The organism is Methylobacterium sp. 1A (genome assembly GCF_058072805.1).
In genome coordinates, this window is record NZ_JBYQVE010000002.1 from 1,644,645 (window position 1) to 1,661,807 (window position 17,163).

Consider the following 17,163-nt stretch of genomic DNA (forward strand, 5'->3'; position numbering starts at 1 on the left):
CGCGGGCGCCGGTGCCGACTGACGATTGCGACCGGCGGATCGCCTCCGGGCACGCTGGATTCGAGGACTTCACGATGATCGATCCGATCACAGACGACGATCTCATCGCCTTCGTCGACGGCCAGATCGACCCGATGCGCCGTCTCGACGTCGAGGCGCACCTCGCGGCCAATCCCGAGGCCGCGGCCCGGGTGATGGCCGAGATGCACGATCGCGACGCCCTCAGGGCCTGCTTCGAGCGCGTTCCGGGGCCCGGGCCGGACCGGAACATGGTCCTGGCGCGCCGCTTCGACCGGAACCTGCGCTGGCGCCGCGTCGCCTCGCGCCTGAAGCGGGCCGCCGCGATCGCGGTGCTCGTGGGCGCGGGCTGGCTGGCCCACGACGAGATCGGCCGCTTCGGCGTTCCCGACACCCTGGCGGCGACCCCGGATCCGGCCCTGATCGCAGACGCGCGGCAGGCCCGGGTCGTGGCGCAGCTGCGCAAGAGCATCGGTGGCCAGGCCGACGATCCGGTCTACGACCGGGCGCGGCTCCGCTCGGCGACCGGCATCGACCTGCCGGCCCTGCCGGACGGCTGGCGGGTGCGCGACATCCAGGTCTTCCCCGCCCGGCACGGCACCGGGATCGAGGTCGCCCTGGAGACCGAGCGCTTCGGCGAGGCGTCGCTGTTCGCCACCCGCGGCATCCGCGGCGGACCGACGACGCTTATCACCGGCTCGGACGACGGCGACGTCGTCTCGTGGAACGCGGGCGACACCGCCTACGCCCTGAGCGGTCCGCGCAGCGACGCGGACCTGCGGCAGGCGGCGAGCCTCCTCGGCGCCGGTCCGGCGACCCGCTGAGCGCGCGCCGGCCTCCCGCCCGGGGCCTCGACAGGGCGCCCCGGCGGGTGCCAAAGATCGGCCATGCAGGCCAAGGATCCAGCACGGGACCCGGCACGGGACGATGACGGGCTCGCAGCCCTGTTCAACGCGGCGCGCGCGGTGCGCGCGCGGGCGCACGCCCCCTATTCCCGCTTCCCCGTCGGAGCCGCGCTGCGCGACGAGCGCGGCGCGATCCACGCGGGCTGCAACGTCGAGAACGCCGCCTACCCGGTCGGGACCTGCGCGGAGGCAGGGGCGATCGCCGCCATGGTGGCGACCGGCGGCCGGCGCATCGCGGCGATCCTGGTCTGCGGCGACGGCAACGGCCTGGTGACGCCCTGCGGCGCCTGCCGCCAGCGCATCCGCGAATTCGCCCGGCCGGACACCCCGATCCACGCCGCCGGTCCGGGCGGGGTCGCCCGCACCTTCACGCTGGCGGAGCTGCTGCCGGAATCCTTCGGCCCGGAGACGCTCGGTGAGTGAGGCGGCCGCCCGCGACGCCCTGCTCGCCGCCGGCTTCGGGGGTCCCTACGCCTGCGCGGTGGTGACCGGCACCGGCCTCGGCGGGATCGTGGCGGCCCTCACGGACGCGAGCGCCGTCGACTACGCGGCGATCCCCGGATTTCCGGGGCCCGGTGTCAGCGGCCACGGCGGCCGGCTGCATCGCGGCCGCCTCGCCGGGCGGCCGGTCCTGATCTTCGAGGGGCGGGCCCACGCCTACGAGCGCGGTGACCCGGCGGCGATGCGGGTGCCGCTCGCCTGCGCCCGGCACCTCGGCGCCCGCCGCCTGCTCCTCACCAACGCCTCCGGATCGCTGCGGCCCGCGACCGGGCCCGGCAGCCTCGTGCTGCTCGCCGACCACATCAACCTCTCCGGCCTGAACCCGTTGATCGGCGAGGCCAGCGACGCCCGGTTCGTGCCGATGACCGAGGCCTACGACCCGGACCTGCGGGCGTGGCTCCGCGCGGCGGCCGGGGCCTGCGGCGTGCCCTTGGGGGAGGGGGTCTACGCGTGGTTCTCGGGCCCGAGCTTCGAGACGCCCGCGGAGGTGCGGATGGCCGGCATCCTGGGCGCCGACCTCGTGGGCATGTCCACCGTGCCCGAGGTGATCCTCGCCCGGTTCCTCGACCTGCCGGTGGCGGCGGTCTCGGTCGTGACGAACCTCGCGGCCGGCATCGCCGGCGGCGCGCCGCACCACGCGGAGACGAAGGCGGTGGCGGCCCGGGCCGCGGAGGATCTCGGGCGCCTGGTCCGGGCCTTCGTGGCCGGTCTGCCCGACGGAGAGACAGCCGATGACTGACCCCGAAGCCGGCGCGGTCGCCCGCCGGGCCCTGCCGCTCCTCGACCTCACCGACCTCGGCGAGACCTGCACCGAGACCCGGATCGACGTCCTCTGCCGGGACGCGAAGCGCGGCGGCGTCGCGGCGATCTGCGTCTGGCCGCGCTTCGTCGCGCAGGGCGCGCGGGCGCTCGCGGGCACCGGGATCCGGATCGCCACGGTCATCAACTTCCCCGCGGGCGGCGAGGACTGCGCCCGCGCCACCGACGACACCGCCGAGGCGCTGCGCGACGGCGCCGACGAGATTGACCTCGTCCTGCCCTACGGCGCGCTGCTGCGGGGCGAGGCGGCGGTGGCCCGCGACATGGTCGAGGCCGTGCGCGACACCTGCGGATCCGCGACCCTGAAGGTGATCTTGGAGACGGGTGCGCTCGCCGAGCCGGAGCGGATCCGGGAGGCCAGCCGGATCGCCCTGGAGGCGGGCGCCGACTTCCTGAAGACCTCCACGGGCAAGAGCCCGGTCTCGGCGACCCCGGAAGCCGCCGAGGCGATGCTGGCCGAGATCCGCGCCGGCGGCCGCCCCGCGGGCCTGAAGGTCTCCGGCGGCCTGCGCAGCGTCGCCGACGCCGCCACCTACCTCGACCTCGCCGACCGGGTCATGGGCCCCGGCTGGGTGGGCCCGAGAACCTTCCGGCTCGGGGCGAGCAGCCTGTTCGAGACCCTGATGCGGGCGCGGACGCTGTGAGCGTGCGGCTGCCTCAGGAGACGATCCGGGCCAAGCGCGACGGCCAGCCCCTCGATCCGGACGAGATCGGGGCCTTCATCCGCGGCCTCACCGACGGCACGGTCGGGGAGGGGCAGGCGGCGGCCTTCGCCATGGCGGTGTTCTTCCGCGGCCTGTCGCTACCGGAGCGGGTGGCGCTCACCCGCGCGATGGCGGAATCGGGCCGGATCCTCGCCTGGGACCTGCCCGGGCCAATCCTCGACAAGCACTCCACCGGCGGCATCGGCGACGCGGTGAGCCTGCCGCTCGCCCCGATGGTCGCGGCCTGCGGCGGCTACGTTCCGATGATCTCGGGGCGCGGCCTCGGCCATACCGGCGGGACGCTGGACAAGCTCGGCAGCATCCCGGGCTACGACGCCACGCCCGGGCTCGACGCGTTCCGCCGGGTCGTCGCGGAGGTCGGCTGCGCCATCATCGGCCAGACCGCCGAACTCGCGCCCGCGGACCGGCGCCTCTACGCGATCCGCGACGTCACCGGCACGGTCGAGTCCCGCGACCTGATCACCGCCTCGATCCTGTCGAAGAAGCTCGCCGCCGGGCTCGACGGGCTCGTGATGGACGTGAAGCAGGGCTCCGGCGCCTTCATGGCGGGCGTGCCCGAGGCGCGGGCGCTGGCCCAGAGCATCGTCACGGTTGCGGCGGGGGCCGGCCTGCACACCGCCGCGCTGATCACCGACATGGACGCGCCGCTCGCCAGCGCGGCCGGCAACGCCGTCGAGGTCGCCTACGCGCTCGACTACCTGACGGGCGCGCGCCGCGAGCCGCGCTTCCACGCGGTCACGGTGGCGCTGGGCGCCGAGATGCTGGTCGTGGGCGGCCTGGCGCCGGACCGCGACAGCGCCGCGGAGCGGCTGGAGCAGGCCCTCGCCTCGGGCCGGGCGGCCGAGGGCTTCGCCCGCATGGTCGCGGCGCTCGGCGGGCCGGGCGATCTCCTGGAGCGGCCGGAGGCGCACCTGCCGGCCGCGCCGGTGCGCCGGGCGGTCCGTCAGGACGGGACCGTCGCGGGGATCGCGACGCGGGCGCTGGGCCTGGCGGTGATCGGACTGGGCGGCGGCCGCACGCGGCCTGAGGATCCGGTCGACCCGCGGGTCGGCTTCACGGATCTTGCCGGTCCCGGATCGTCCGGCGGGCTGCTCGGGATCGTCCACGCGGCCGACGAGGCCGCCGCGGACCGGGCGGAGGCCGCGCTGCGGGCGGCCTACCGGATGGGCGACGCGCCGCCGGAGCGCCCGCCCGTCCTCGAGCGGGTGGGCGCCGGCTAGCGGGCGCGCCCGGCCATCACGGAGCCGTGGCCGGGCGCGGCGGGCTCGGAGCCCTTACTTACCAGCGGCCGTAGCCGTGGCGATGGCCCCAGCCGCCGTGGTGATGGTGACGCGGGCCGAAGCCGCGGTGCCCCCAGCCGTGATGATGGCCCCGGCCCCAGCCGTGGTGGTGGTGGCGCGGGCCGTAGCCGCGGTGACCCCAGCCGCCGTGGCGGTGCCCGTAGCCGTAGCCGTACTGGACGGTCTGGACGTCGCCGGCTTCTGCCTGCAGGCCGGCATCGCGGCCGAGGGGCGCGGCCATGGCCGGCGCCGCGAAGGCGAGTCCGCCGAAGGCCAGGGCGGCGGCCAAACGGGTCCGTGCGGTCTTGGTGAACATCGGCGTTCTCCTGATCCACGCCGGTCGCCCTGTGGCGTCCGGCCGTGTCCCAGGTGTGCGCCTTTCCAGTTGACGCAAACGTGACCTGTTCGCTCAGGCCGTGTTCAGGTCAGGGTCGGCGGTAGACCCACACTCGCGCCGGCGGCAGGTTCAGCCAGACCCGGTTGGAGCGATCGGCGGTGTAGCTGCCGGCCTCGCAGCGGGCCGGGATCGGCGGAACGACCGCGTAGGTGAACTGCACGAACGGCGCGCCCGGCCGCATCAGGTCGTGGGCGGTGTTGAGCAGGTCGAGCCGCTGCTCCAGCGGCTTGGTGAACAGCGGCAGGCTCGAGATCGTCGCGGCGGCGGGCTCCGTCAGCACGTCCTGGAGGCTCGCGCGCATGTTGTAGGCGTCGCCCTGGATGACCCGCACGCCCGGGAAGCGATGGGTCAGGAGGCGGCAGAAATCGGGGTTGAACTCCACGAGGATCAGCCGCTCCGGCGCGACGCCGCGCCGGATCAGCGCCTCGGTCACAGGACCGGTGCCGGGGCCCAACTCGACCACCGGCCCTTCGAGGCGCGGGTCGACGTAGGCCGCCATGGTCCGGGCGAGCATCTTGCCCGAGGGCGTCACGGCCCCCGTGACCAGGGGGCGCTCCAGCCAGGACCGCAGGAATCGGGCCTCGTCCTCGAGGGGGTCGCGCCGCGGCCCGAAAATCGCGCTCCTGCCCGCAGGAGCCTTCGCGTTGGGACGGCGGAGCGGCGGCAAGTCCTGGATTCCTTGAGGCCGGATGAGAATGAATGGCTAGGGACGGCGCTGTCTTACAGTCAAGCCGGCGCCGCGCCTAGGGGATGCAAGCCACGCCGGCCGCTTGCATAACGGGTCTTCCCGGGATTCGGATCCGGACTCACGGCCGGACCGCGCCCCCGAAGAAGTCCCGCACCTTCGAGAAGAAGCCCGCGGACTCCGGATGGTTCTCCGGGGAGGCCGACTGGTCGAACTCCTGGAGCAGCTCGCGCTGGCGCTTGGTCAGGTTCTGCGGGGTCTCGACGAAGACCTGGATGTAGAGGTCGCCGACCTCCCGCGAGCGCAGCACCGGCATGCCCTTGCCCTTGATGCGGAACTGCTTGGCGGTCTGCGTCCCCGCCGGGATGCGCACCTGCGTCTGCGAGCCGTCGATCACCGGCACGGTGATCTCGCCCGAGAGCGCGGCCGTGACCATCGAGATCGGCACCCGGCAGAACAGGTCAGCGCCGTCGCGCTGGAAGAACTCGTGCTGCTTGATCGACAGGAAGACGTAGAGGTCGCCCGCCGGCCCGCCGCGCAGCCCGCTCTCGCCCTCGCCGGCGAGCCGGATCCGCAGCCCGTCATCGACGCCCGCCGGCACGTTGATCGAGAGGGTGCGCTCGCGGTTGACGCGCCCGGCGCCCTGGCAGGCGGTGCAGGGGTCGTCGACGATCTCGCCGCGGCCGTGGCAGTTGGGGCAGGTTCGCTCGATGGCGAAGAAGCCCTGCGCCGCCCGGACCCGTCCGTAGCCCGCGCAGGTCGGGCAGGTCCGCGGCTTCGAGCCGGGCTTCGCGCCGGACCCGTCGCAGACCTCGCAGGTGATCGAGGTCGGGATCTTGATGGTCTCGGCCTTGCCGGTGAAGGCCTCCTCCAGGGTGATCTCGAGGTTGTAGCGCAGGTCGGCCCCGCGCTCGCGGCCCGGCGTGCCGCCGCGTCCGCGGCCACCGCCGGCGGCCCCGCGGCCGTCGCCGAAGAAATTGTCGAAGATGTCCGACATGAAGTCGCCGAACTCGTTGCCGAATCCGGGACCGCCGGCCCCGCCCTGGCTGAAGGCCGCATGGCCGAACCGGTCGTAGGCGGCGCGCTTCTGGCCGTCGGAGAGGCACTGATAGGCCTCGTTGATTTCCTTGAACTTGATCTCGGCGTCCTTGTCGCCGGGATTCCGGTCGGGATGATAGGTCATCGCGAGCTTGCGGAAGGCGACCTTCATCTCGCCTTCCGTGGCGGTCTTGGTGACCCCCAGGATCTCGTAGTAGTCCCGCTTCGACATCCCGCCCTCAGGTGCCTTCCCGTCCCGTCCCGTACCCCGGGCCGCGACGCTTCTCTACCACCGCGCCGCCGTTCCGGGAGGCCGCGACGAGCCCGGAAACCGGAGGCGCCGACGACGCGGATCCGCGATCGGCCGGCGGCTCCCGGTTCCGGGCCCCGCAGGTCCGGCATGACGGAGCTTCTGAATACGCTTCTCACGCAAAGGCGGGGCCGGATCGCTCCGGCCCCGCGCGGTCGTATCAGATCCGCGCCTCAGGCGCGCTTCTTCTGGTCCTTCTCGTCGACCTCCTGGAAGTCGGCGTCGATGACGTCGTCCTTCTTCTCGGAGGCCGCCGCCTCGGCACCCGCATCCGGGCCGGCCGCCTGGTTGGCGGCGTACATGGCCTCGCCGAGCTTCATCGAGGCCTGCATCAGGTCCGTGGTCCGGGCCTTGATGGTCTCGACGTCGTCGCCCTCCAGCGCGGTCTTGAGCGCGGTCATCGCGGTCTCGATCGCGCCCTTGTCGGCGGCCGGGACCTTGTCGCCGTACTCGGTCACCGACTTCTCGGTGGCGTGGATCAGGCTCTCGCCCTGGTTCTTCACCTCGACGAGCTCGCGCCGCTTCTTGTCGGCCTCGGCGTTCGCCTCGGCGTCCTTCACCATCCGGTCGATGTCGGCGTCCGACAGGCCACCCGAGGCCTGGATGCGGATCTGGTGCTCCTTGTTGGTCGCCTTGTCCTTGGCCGTCACGTTGACGATGCCGTTGGCGTCGATGTCGAAGGTCACCTCGATCTGCGGCATGCCGCGGGGCGCCGGCGGGATGCCGACGAGGTCGAACTGGCCGAGCAGCTTGTTGTCGGCCGCCATCTCGCGCTCGCCCTGGAAGACCCGGATCGTGACCGCGTTCTGGTTGTCCTCGGCGGTCGAGAAGGTCTGGGACTTCTTGGTCGGGATCGTGGTGTTGCGGTCGATGAGCCGGGTGAACACGCCGCCCAGCGTCTCGATGCCCAGCGACAGCGGGGTCACGTCCAGCAGCAGCACGTCCTTGACGTCGCCCTGGAGCACGCCGGCCTGCACGGCGGCGCCGATGGCCACGACCTCGTCCGGGTTGACGCCCTTGTGGGGCTCCTTGCCGAAGAAGGACTTCACCACCTCCTGGATCTTCGGCATGCGGATCATGCCGCCGACCAGCACCACCTCGTCGATCTCGGAGGCCGACACGCCGGCATCCTTGAGCGCCTTGCGGCAGGGCTCGATCGTCCGCTGCACCAGATCGTCCACGAGCGACTCGAACTTCGCGCGGCTGAGCTTCAGCGCGAGGTGCTTCGGGCCGGTGTTGTCGGCGGTGATGTAGGGCAGGTTGATCTCGGTCTGGGTGGCCGAGGACAGCTCGATCTTGGCCTTCTCGGCGGCCTCCTTGAGGCGCTGGAGGGCGAGCTTGTCCTTGGTCAGGTCGATGCCCTGCTCCTTCTTGAACTCGGCCGTCAGGTACTCGACGATCCGGTTGTCGAAGTCCTCGCCGCCCAGGAAGGTGTCGCCGTTCGTCGACTTCACCTCGAAGACGCCGTCGCCGATCTCCAGGATGGAGACGTCGAAGGTGCCGCCGCCGAGGTCGTAGACCGCGATCGTGCCGGACTTCTTCTTGTCGAGGCCGTAGGCGAGCGCCGCCGCGGTCGGCTCGTTGATGATGCGCAGCACCTCGAGGCCCGCGATCTTGCCGGCGTCCTTGGTGGCCTGACGCTGGGCGTCGTTGAAGTAGGCCGGGACCGTGATGACCGCCTGCGTGACCGGCTGGCCGAGATGCGACTCGGCAGTCTCCTTCATCTTCTGCAGGGTGAAGGCGGAGATCTGCGAGGGCGAGTACTTCTTGCCGTCCGCCTCGACCCAGGCGTCGCCGTTGTCGCCGCGGGCGATCTTGTAGGGCACAAGGCCCTTGTCCTTCTGGGTCATCGGGTCGTCGTAGGTCCGGCCGATGAGCCGCTTGATGGCGAAGAACGTGCGCTCGGGGTTCGTGACCGCCTGGCGCTTGGCCGGCTGGCCGACGAGCCGCTCGCCGTCGTCCGTGAAGGCGACGATGGACGGCGTGGTGCGCGCGCCTTCCGAATTCTCGATGACCTTGGGCTGCGTGCCTTCCATCACGGCCACGCAGGAATTGGTGGTGCCCAGGTCGATGCCGATAACTTTACCCATGGTGGGATCCCTCTTTGTGTCGCGTTCAAGCAGACCGCCGAGCCCCGAAGCAGCTCGGCCCATGGCGGTGTCGGGGGTGATGTGAGTATGGGACCCGGGCCGGATCAAGGGCCGTGAACGGCTGAAACCCAGCGCGCAATCCCGCGTCGAGGGCGATATAAGAAGCCCGTTCCGGGCCCGCAAGGCGAAGCCTGCGCGGCGGGATCGGCCCCGCGGATCCGGGCCATCCCCTTGGCATTCCGGCAGGATCTCGCCGCACGGCCGGCGCCGGCCCGGTGGCGTGGCTGCATTTTGTTGCTCCGCTGCCACGTCGGCGCCATCGACGGCGTGTTAACGTTTCGACAAGGGGTTGCGCGTGGCCCCGCCACTTCGTCTCCCCGTCGTAGAGTCCGATGCGCCCGACCCGCAGCCTCCTGCTCCCGATCCTGGCGGTCGCCGTCGCGGCGCCCGGGATGCTCGTCGCGCCCCCCGCGCGGGCCCAGAACTTCTTCGAGCGCCTGTTCGGCATCAAGCCGGAGCGGCCGCCGACGCCGCCGCGGGGCCTGCCGGAACCGGCGCCCGGCCCGGCGGCGCCGGGCGAGCCGGGACCGCCCGCGGCCCCCGAGGCGCCCCGGCCCGCCCCAGTCCCGGCCCGCCCGGTCGTGCTGAAGACGCCCTCCGAGGACGGCGTGATCGGCCAGGAGCTGCAGCTCAACGGCCTGTCCGGGTCCCTGAAGCTGGAGCGCTCCGGCACGGCCGTCACGGCGCGGATCAAGCTGCCCGGGACCAAGATCTCGCAGCCGGCGGATTCGTGCACCGTCCCGCTCGCGGGCGGCAATCCGGTGCCGCTCACCGCCGAGGGCAAGCCCGAGGGCGTGCCCCGCTTCGAGGCCGCCGGGGCCGAGTGCCCGCTGCGCTTCGACGTGACCGACGGCGGCGTCCTGGTCTCGAGCCTGGGTTCGGGCTCGGTCTGCACCTTCTCGGCGGCGGATTGCGCGACCACGCCGGTCGGCCTCTGGGGGCCGGGCGCCGCCACCCTGATCCCGCGGGCCGGCGAGTTCGACACGGCCCGGGGCGTCGCCGACAAGGCCGTACGGGACAATTACAAGCTGATGACCCAGCGGGCCCGGCGCGAGGACGTGCGGCCGATCGTCAGCGAGCAGGCGGCGTTCTCCTCGGACCGGGAGCAGCTCTGCCGCACCTACGCGCGCGAGGGGACGCACGGGTTCTGCCATCTGCGGGTGACGGAGAACCGCGCCCTGGCCCTGGCGACCCGGCTCGGCGCCAACACGGCGACGCCCACCGCCGCCGTGGCCCCCCGGCGGCCCCGGCCCAAGCCGGCGGTCGAGGGCATGAACCCGGACGCGGTCGGCGGCGGCGACGCCGTTCCGGAGTAAGACCGCCCCGTAACGGCCCGGCGCAACCGTCTTTGCGAACGGAGCGAAGCAGCCCAGGGTAGCGCCAGGCTGGCCGGCGTAGCGTTCCTGGATCGCTTCGCTCCGCTCGCAAAGACGGCGTGCCGCCCCGGCGAGCGCGGTCGGGTCAGGCCCGGCCGGCGGTCATCGACAGCATCGCCGGGTCGATGCCGTTGGCCCGCAGGGCGAGGTCGTACTTGGCGTCGAGGTCGGCGTTGAAGATCAGGGCCGGGTCGGCCGGGCAGTTGAGCCAGCCGTTGGCCATGATCTCGCTCTCCAGCTGCCCGGCCTGCCAGCCGGCGTAGCCGAGCGCCAGCACGGCGCTGGCCGGCCCCTCGCCGCTGGCGATGGCGCGGAGGATCTCCACGGTCGCGGTCAGGCAGATGCCGTCGTCGATGATCAGCGTCGATTGCTGGATGTGGAAATCGTCGCTGTGGAGCACGAAGCCGCGCCGTCCCTCCACCGGGCCGCCCATCAGGACCGGCATGTGGCCGACCCGCTCGCGCAGGCGGATCGCGTCCGCCTCGGGCGCCACGTCGAGCTGGACCAGCAGGTCCGGCATGCTGATGTCGGTCGCCGCCTTGTTGACGATGATGCCCATGGCCCCGTCGGCGGAATGGGCGCAGATGTAGATCACCGAGCGCGCGAAGCGCTCGTCGGCCATGCCGGGCATGGCCACGAGGAACTGCCCGTCGAGGAAGTGCGGGCCCGCCAGCTCCGTGCGGAGCGGCGCCGCCTTCCCGGCCTGGGACGACGCTGCCGACATGGGATCGGGCCTGCGGTGCGGAGGGTGCGCCATGCGTCCATGCTACGCCGCGCCCCTCCGTTGTCCAGCGGGCAAAAGGGACGCAGCAAGCCTCCCCCAAGCTTGTGCGAGTCTCATGCGCGCCGCAGAATGTCCTGGCCGGCACGCGAGGCGATCGTTCCGGCCACGTTCGAGACCGTGACCATCATGGCTGGATCCGCCTCTCAGACCGCGTTCGACATCGAGGAGCAGCGCGCCCGGATCGAGCGCGCGCACGAGGAGACGCGGAAGTTCGTCGCCGAGCAGCACAAGCTGATCGCCGAGCAGTCGAACCTGGCCGCGGAGCAGACCAAGCTGGCGGCCGAGCAGTTCAAGATGACGGCCGAGGCTTCGAAGACGGCCGTCGAGCAGACCAAGCTCGCGGCCGAGGCCGCCAAGATCGGCCGGGACCGGAGTCTCGCGCCCTGGCAGGTGGCGCTGTCCGACATGACGGCCGGGGCCGCGCTGTTCGGCGCCGGGGCGGCCTTCGTCAAGCTTCTCGGACCGTGAGCCGCAGGCCGCTCCCGATCCTCGACAGGCACCCCCTGCCACGCTAGGTCAGGCGCGCTGCTCACGCGCGCCATCCCAGCGCGCGACAACGAGGGACCCGCGATGATCCAGGTCGGCGACCACCTGCCCCAGGCCACCTTCCGGGTGATCGGCCCCGAGGGCCCGATCGCGCGCACAACCGACGACGTGTTCAAGGGCCGGCGCGTGGTCCTGATCGGCGTGCCGGGGGCGTTCACCCCCAGCTGCCACCGCAACCACCTGCCGGGCTTCGTCACCCACCGGGACGAGATCCTCGGGCGCGGTATCGACGCCATCGCGGTGACGAGCGTCAACGACGTGTTCGTGCTCGACGCGTGGTCGAAGGCGAGCGGCGCCGAGGGGCTGGAATTCCTCGCCGACGGCAACGCCGATTTCGCCAAGGCCCTCGGCCTGGAGATGGACGGCACCGGCTTCGGCCTCGGGATGCGCTCGAAGCGCTACTCGATGCTGGTCGAGGACGGCGTCGTCCGGATCCTCAACGTCGAGGAGACGCCCTCGAAGGCCGAGGCGTCCGGCGCCGAAGCACTGCTGAAGGTCCTCTGAGGACGCCGCCGGCCGCAGATCGGCCCTCTTAAGGCCACGTTCCGTCCGCTTGTGTCGCCGGGCTCTGCCCGGAGACCGGCCCGAGGACCGCATGGCCTTCCTGAACGACCTGCCCATCGCCGACCTGATCGCGAATTACGGATACATCGCGATCTTCGTGATCATCACCCTCGAGAGCGCCGGCGTGCCCTGCCCCGGCGAGACGGTGCTGATCTCGGCCGCCGTCTACGCCGGCAGCACCGGGAACCTGAACATCGGCCTGGTCATCGCCGCGGCGGCGACGGCGGCGATCCTGGGCGACAATGTCGGCTACTGGGCGGGGCGGCGCTGGGGCATGCCGCTGCTGCTCCGCTACGGCCATCTCATCGCCCTCGACCACGGGCGGCTCAAGCTCGGCCAGTACCTGTTCCGCCAGCACGGCGGGAAGATCGTGTTCTTCGGCCGCTTCACCGCGATGCTGCGCGCCTACGCGGCCCTGCTCGCCGGGGTCAACCGCCTGGACGCGCGCCGCTTCTTCGCCTTCAACGCCCTCGGCGGCATCGTCTGGGCCGGCAGCATGGGCATCGGCTCGTACTATTGCGGGCGCCAGATCGAGCACATTGTCGGCCCGGTGGGCCTGACCCTGCTCGCCCTGGTGGTGTTCGGCGGCCTGGCCCTGTGGCTGTTCGTGCGCCGCCACGAGGCGCGCCTGCTCAACGAGGCGGAGATCGCCATCCCCGGCCCGCTCGCCTGACGGGCATCACGTCTCCGCGAGGTCGAACGCCTCGATCGCCTCGAGGGCGTCGTGGTGCAGGAGGAGGACGCCGGTGGCCGTGGCGAGCCGGCGCGCCGCCGGCGTGAAGCCGGCGTTCGACACTACGGCGGCCCGGTCCCCGTCCCAGTAGCGCAGGGCCGCGGCGGCTTCCTGCACGGCGGCGTTGCCCACGGGCTTGCTCAGCCGCTTGCACTGCACGACGAGGCGCAGCCCGTGCCGCACCGCCACGATATCGGCGCCCTGGTCGCCGCTCGCCGGCGTCCGGTGCGCCCGCCAGCCCGCCCGGACCAGGCGCTCGGCGCAGTAGCGCTCGTAGTCCAGCCCGTCCCCGGGCGCCTCGTCCTCCTCCGGGAGCGCGACGGCGGCGGCCTCGGCCTCGACGATCGCCAGCATCCGCGCGTGCTCCGCCTCGGCGAGGTCGGCGAAGCGCGGGCCGAGCTGCGGCACGACGGTCCGCTCGAGGAAATAATCGCGCTCGCGCAGCCAGCCGTCCTCGATCCGGTTGCCGTAGGGGTCGGTGTAGCTCTCCTGGCGCCGCCGCAGCGCCAGCGTCTCGGCATGGGCGCGGGCGATCCGGCGCACCCGGGCCCGGAACCGGCGCGGGCGCCCGAGATGCCGCACCAGGACGAGCGCGAGGGCGAGTCCCGTCACGGCGAGCGCCGGCCGGCCGTACCAGAGCCCGAAGGGGAGGCCGATCACGGCCGTCCAGAACAGGCGGGCGACGAGGCTGGGCTTGCCGGGCATCGGGTCTCGGGGGCGCTGACGGGCCCCCGACCCTCGCAAGCGCGGCTTGCCCGATGCCTAACCCGCCTCCGAAAGCTGTGGACGCGGACGCGGATGAGAGCGCCGCGCCGTCAGCCCTTCCGGCGCTGGTGGCCGAGGCCCATGCTCTTGGCGAGGCTGGACCGCGCCGCGGCGTAGTTCGGCGCCACCATCGGGTAGTCGGGCGGCAGGCCCCACTTTCCCCGATACTCCTCGGGCGTCAGGTTGTAGTGCGTCCGCAGGTGGCGCTTCAGCGACTTGAACTTCTTGCCGTCCTCCAGGCAGACGATGAAGTCGGGCTGGACCGAGCGCCGGACCGGCACGGCCGGCCGCAGCTGCTCCGCCGGCGGGGCGGACGGCTCGCCGAGCCCGTGTAGCGTCGCGTGGATGGCCGCGATCAGCCCCGGCAGTTCCGGCGCGGGGACCGGATTGTTGCTCACGAAGGCCGACACGATGTCGACGGACAGCGTGAGATAGTCCGGTTGCCCTTCACCCGTGGCGTCCATCCCGTAACCTCCAATCGATCCCAGCCGGCCACCGACGCCGGCCGGGATCTGTCTCTGCTCGACCCGATACAGGGTAGTTAATGGGCAGTTACTATGGTGGTGTGAATTCAATAGCAAGTCCAATCCACACATGCCCACAAGTGCCGTCTTAGAGTGGATAAATGGCGCCCGATATTGAGCAAAAGGAGGTCTGGAGACCGCGCTCGCGTCGACCACGCGATTTCCGGCCGGCGCGTGCCGACCGGGCGTTGCAGGCGCGCCGGATCGCGCCATCTGGGAGGGCGGCGGGCGCCCCGGCGCCTCGTCCGTTCGGACATGAGCGAGAGGCCAGATACGTGCCGCCAGGAACGGCCTGCGGGACCGCGTCCCGTGACGATGTCGTGAGCCGCCGAACGTGAGCACCTACCGGTTCGACAAACTGCTGGCGCCCCGCTCGATCGCCCTGGTCGGGGCGGTGGGGCGCGAGGGCTCGCTGGGGCGCAGCGTGCTCGACAGCCTGCGCGCCGCGGGCTTTCCCGGCGCGATCATGCCGGTCCAGCCCGATCAGGCCGCCGTCGAGGGGCTGGCCTGCGTGCCGCGGGTCGCGGATCTGCCCGCCGCCCCCGACCTCGTCCTGATCGCGGTGCCGCCGCCGAGCGTGCCCGAGGTCGTCGCGCAGGCCGCCGCGATCGGCGCCGGGGCGGCCGTGATCCTCACGGCGCGGCTCGGATCCGGGCCGGGGGATCCCGGTCCGGTCGCCCACGGGATCGCCCGCGCCCACGGCCTGCGCCTGCTCGGGCCCGACAGCGCCGGCTTGGCGGTCCCGGGCGCGAGGCTCAACGCCAGCCTGTTCGCCCAGGCGCCCGAGGCCGGCGACCTTGCCCTCGTCTCGCAATCCGGCACGGTCGCGGCCGCCATCGTCGCCTGGGGCGCCCGCCACGGCACGGGCTTCTCGGCGGTGCTGTCGCTCGGCAGCGTCCTCGACATCGGCGTGGCCGACTGCCTCGACCACTTCGCCGCCGATTTCCGCACCCGCGCGATCCTGCTCTGCCTCGACCGGGTCGCGGATGCCCGCCGGTTCATGTCGGCCGCCCGCGCCGCGGCCCGGGCCAAGCCCGTCGTGGTCCTGCGGGCCGGCCGGCACCGGCCCGACACCCGCGCCGCCGTCACCCATACCGGCGCCCTGGCCCGCCCGGACGCGGTCTACGCCGCGGCCTTCCGGCGGGCCGGCCTGCTGGCCGTGCCGGACCTCGACGCGATGTTCTCCGCCGTGGAGACCCTGGGGCGGCAGCGGCCGTTCCCCGGCCACCGGCTGGCGATCGTGTCCAACGGCCGTGGCATCGGCCTCCTCGCGGCGGACCGGCTGATCGAGCGGGCCGGGACCCTGGCGGCGCCCGCCGAGGCGGAGGGCCGCGCGCCGGGAAACCCCCTCGACCTCGGCGTCGACGCCGCCGGTCCGGCCTTCGCGTCCGCGCTGACGCCGCTGCTGACGGATCGGACGAGCGACGCCGTGCTGGCGATCCACGTGCCGACGATCCGCTCGGAGGCCGGCGCGGTGGCCGAGGCCGTCGCCGCGACGGTCAAGGCCGCCCGCGCCGGCCAGACCCGCAAGAAGCCGGTCTTCGCGGTCACGCTGGGCGACGCGGAGGCGGCGCGCGAGACCTTCGCGCAGGCCGGGATCCCGCATTTCACCACCGATTCCGAGGCGATCGAGGGTTTCCTGCATCTCGTGCGCTACCGCGAGGCCCAGGACGACCTGATGCGCACGCCGGACTCGCTGCCGCGGGACTTCTCCCCCGACACGGCGCGGGCCCGCTCGATCGTCGCCGGGGCCCTGCGCCAGGGCGCCGCGTGGCTCGACCCGGTGGCGGTGAACGGCCTCCTGCAGGCCTACGGGATCCCGACCGTCCCGATCACGCTCGCCCCCGACACGGACGCGGCCGCGGCGGCCGCGTGGCCGATCATCGCGGCGGGCGGGACGGTGGCGCTGAAGGTCGTCTCGCCGGACATCGTGCACAAATCCGACATCGGCGGCGTCCACCTCGACCTGACCAGCGAGGCCGACGTCGCGGAGGCCGCCCGCAGCATCCTGGCCCGCGCGCGCCGGGAGCGGCCCGACGCCCGGGTCACCGGCTTCGCCGTGCAGCCGATGGTCCGCCGCGGCCAGCGCCGGGAGCTGATCGCCGGGCTCGCGGAGGACGCGGTGTTCGGCCCGGTGGTGGTGTTCGGCCGGGGCGGGACCGCCGTGGAGGTGATCGACGACCGCGCCCTCGGCCTGCCGCCGCTCGACCTGACCCTGGCGCGCGATCTCATTGCCCGCACCCGGGTCGCGCGCCGCCTGGAGGCCTACCGCGACGTGCCGGCGGCCGATCTCGGGGCGATCGCGCTGACGCTGGTGAAGCTGTCCCAGCTCGCCGCCGACCTGCCGCAGGTGCGCGAGCTCGACATCAACCCGCTCCTGGCCGACGAGACCGGCGTGCTGGCCCTCGACGCCCGGGTCCGGATCGGGCGCGCCGAGCGCGGCGACCACGGCAGCGTCCACGGCCGCGGCCACCCGCGCTTCGCGATCCGGCCCTATCCGGCCGAGTGGATCCGCACGCTCAACCTCAAGGACCGGACCGTGCGGGTGCGGCCCGTGCGCCCGGAGGACGAGGGCCTGTTCCTGGCCTTCTTCAAGGGTCTTGACCCGGAGGACCTGCGGCTGCGGTTCTTCGGGCCGGTGCGCGAGTTCAGCCACGCCTTCCTGGCCCGCCTGACGCAGCTCGACTACGCCCGCGCCATCGCGTTCGTGGCCACGGAGATCGGGCCGGGCGGCGGCGAGCGCATGCTCGGTGCGGTCCGGCTCCACGCCGACGCCAACCACGAGAGCGGCGAGTACGCGATCGCGGTGGGCCGCGACGCCCGCGGGACGGGCCTCGCCTTCGCGCTGATGCGCCTGATGATCGACTGGGCGCGCTCCGAGGGGATCGGCCGGGTCGAGGGCACGGTGCTCGCCGAGAACCGGCCGATGCTGGCGGTGTGCCGCCGCCTCGGCTTCACGCAGGGGCGCGACCCGGACGATCCGGGCCTCGTGAAGGTGCACCTCGATCTCGCAACCGGCTAGCGGCGCGGCGAGGCCCGACCC

17 protein-coding genes are annotated in these 17,163 nt (G+C 73.0%); 10 read left to right on the top strand and 7 right to left on the bottom strand.

Annotated elements, in window-relative coordinates; translation table 11 throughout:
- Positions 1 to 74: 74 nt before the first annotated feature.
- The 5 genes from ACX9MN_RS27820 (at position 75) to deoA (ending at position 4,188) form a co-directional block, all read left to right on the top strand.
- Positions 75 to 842 (top strand): anti-sigma factor, encoded by a 768-nt coding sequence (locus tag ACX9MN_RS27820; RefSeq protein WP_026605029.1) that lies wholly within the window; start codon positions 75 to 77, stop codon positions 840 to 842.
- A gap of 63 nt (positions 843 to 905) precedes the next feature.
- Positions 906 to 1,346, top strand: coding sequence for a cytidine deaminase (locus tag ACX9MN_RS27825; RefSeq protein ID WP_489726030.1), 441 nt, complete (start codon positions 906 to 908; stop codon positions 1,344 to 1,346).
- On the top strand, positions 1,339 to 2,163 hold the full coding sequence (locus ACX9MN_RS27830) for a purine-nucleoside phosphorylase (protein WP_489726031.1): 825 nt from the start codon (positions 1,339 to 1,341) through the stop codon (positions 2,161 to 2,163). Before ACX9MN_RS27825 ends, ACX9MN_RS27830 begins: the two co-directional genes overlap by 8 nt.
- The gene (gene deoC / locus ACX9MN_RS27835) at positions 2,156 to 2,887 is read left to right on the top strand and encodes a deoxyribose-phosphate aldolase (RefSeq protein WP_489726032.1); all 732 of its coding nucleotides are present in this window, start codon (positions 2,156 to 2,158) and stop codon (positions 2,885 to 2,887) included. Before ACX9MN_RS27830 ends, deoC begins: the two co-directional genes overlap by 8 nt.
- 2 nt (positions 2,888 to 2,889) lie before the next feature.
- Positions 2,890 to 4,188, top strand: coding sequence for a thymidine phosphorylase (deoA, locus tag ACX9MN_RS27840; protein WP_489726033.1), 1,299 nt, complete (start codon positions 2,890 to 2,892; stop codon positions 4,186 to 4,188).
- 58 nt (positions 4,189 to 4,246) lie between these two features.
- On the opposite strand, the gene ACX9MN_RS27845 is transcribed toward deoA, so the two are convergent.
- The 4 genes from ACX9MN_RS27845 to dnaK form a co-directional block, all read right to left on the bottom strand.
- Positions 4,247 to 4,564 carry a hypothetical protein gene (locus ACX9MN_RS27845; RefSeq protein WP_020093831.1) on the bottom strand — a complete coding sequence of 106 codons (318 nt, stop codon included), beginning with the start codon at positions 4,562 to 4,564 and terminating at the stop codon, positions 4,247 to 4,249.
- Between the two features lie 109 nt (positions 4,565 to 4,673).
- Positions 4,674 to 5,312, bottom strand: a complete 639-nt coding sequence (locus ACX9MN_RS27850; protein ID WP_020093830.1) for a class I SAM-dependent methyltransferase — start codon at positions 5,310 to 5,312, stop codon at positions 4,674 to 4,676.
- Between the two features lie 139 nt (positions 5,313 to 5,451).
- Positions 5,452 to 6,600, bottom strand: a complete 1,149-nt coding sequence (gene dnaJ, locus ACX9MN_RS27855; RefSeq protein WP_020093829.1) for a molecular chaperone DnaJ — start codon at positions 6,598 to 6,600, stop codon at positions 5,452 to 5,454.
- A 251-nt stretch (positions 6,601 to 6,851) separates the two neighbouring features.
- Positions 6,852 to 8,768, bottom strand: coding sequence for a molecular chaperone DnaK (dnaK, locus tag ACX9MN_RS27860; protein WP_029359089.1), 1,917 nt, complete (start codon positions 8,766 to 8,768; stop codon positions 6,852 to 6,854).
- 392 nt (positions 8,769 to 9,160) lie between these two features.
- On the opposite strand from dnaK, the gene ACX9MN_RS27865 reads away from it, so the two are divergent.
- Positions 9,161 to 10,144, top strand: a complete 984-nt coding sequence (locus ACX9MN_RS27865; protein ID WP_489726034.1) for a hypothetical protein — start codon at positions 9,161 to 9,163, stop codon at positions 10,142 to 10,144.
- Between the two features lie 145 nt (positions 10,145 to 10,289).
- Here the strand turns inward: ACX9MN_RS27865 and ACX9MN_RS27870 are convergent, their stop codons facing one another.
- Positions 10,290 to 10,928 carry a YqgE/AlgH family protein gene (locus tag ACX9MN_RS27870; RefSeq protein WP_091979976.1) on the bottom strand — a complete coding sequence of 213 codons (639 nt, stop codon included), beginning with the start codon at positions 10,926 to 10,928 and terminating at the stop codon, positions 10,290 to 10,292.
- Positions 10,929 to 11,057: 129 nt separating this feature from the next.
- Here ACX9MN_RS27870 and ACX9MN_RS27875 point away from each other — a divergent pair, with 129 nt between their 5' ends.
- The 3 genes from ACX9MN_RS27875 to ACX9MN_RS27885 all read left to right on the top strand — a co-directional run bounded on the left by ACX9MN_RS27875 (position 11,058) and on the right by ACX9MN_RS27885 (position 12,771).
- The gene (locus ACX9MN_RS27875; RefSeq protein ID WP_244539993.1) at positions 11,058 to 11,456 is read left to right on the top strand and encodes a hypothetical protein; all 399 of its coding nucleotides are present in this window, start codon (positions 11,058 to 11,060) and stop codon (positions 11,454 to 11,456) included.
- A gap of 102 nt (positions 11,457 to 11,558) precedes the next feature.
- Positions 11,559 to 12,038 (top strand): peroxiredoxin, encoded by a 480-nt coding sequence (locus tag ACX9MN_RS27880; protein WP_020093824.1) that lies wholly within the window; start codon positions 11,559 to 11,561, stop codon positions 12,036 to 12,038.
- Positions 12,039 to 12,129: 91 nt separating this feature from the next.
- Entirely contained in the window at positions 12,130 to 12,771 is a 642-nt protein-coding gene (locus tag ACX9MN_RS27885; RefSeq protein WP_020093823.1) for a DedA family protein, read from the top strand.
- 6 nt (positions 12,772 to 12,777) lie between these two features.
- Here ACX9MN_RS27885 and ACX9MN_RS27890 read toward each other — a convergent pair whose 3' ends face one another.
- Together ACX9MN_RS27890 and ACX9MN_RS27895 are read right to left on the bottom strand one after the other, a co-directional pair.
- Positions 12,778 to 13,536, bottom strand: coding sequence for a restriction endonuclease (locus ACX9MN_RS27890; protein WP_489726035.1), 759 nt, complete (start codon positions 13,534 to 13,536; stop codon positions 12,778 to 12,780).
- 110 nt (positions 13,537 to 13,646) lie between these two features.
- Complete coding sequence (locus ACX9MN_RS27895) at positions 13,647 to 14,060, bottom strand: Ros/MucR family transcriptional regulator (RefSeq protein WP_020093821.1); 414 nt, start codon at positions 14,058 to 14,060, stop codon at positions 13,647 to 13,649.
- A gap of 394 nt (positions 14,061 to 14,454) precedes the next feature.
- On the opposite strand from ACX9MN_RS27895, the gene ACX9MN_RS27900 reads away from it, so the two are divergent.
- Positions 14,455 to 17,142 (top strand): bifunctional acetate--CoA ligase family protein/GNAT family N-acetyltransferase, encoded by a 2,688-nt coding sequence (locus ACX9MN_RS27900; RefSeq protein ID WP_489726036.1) that lies wholly within the window; start codon positions 14,455 to 14,457, stop codon positions 17,140 to 17,142.
- The last annotated feature ends 21 nt before the right edge of the window (positions 17,143 to 17,163 follow it).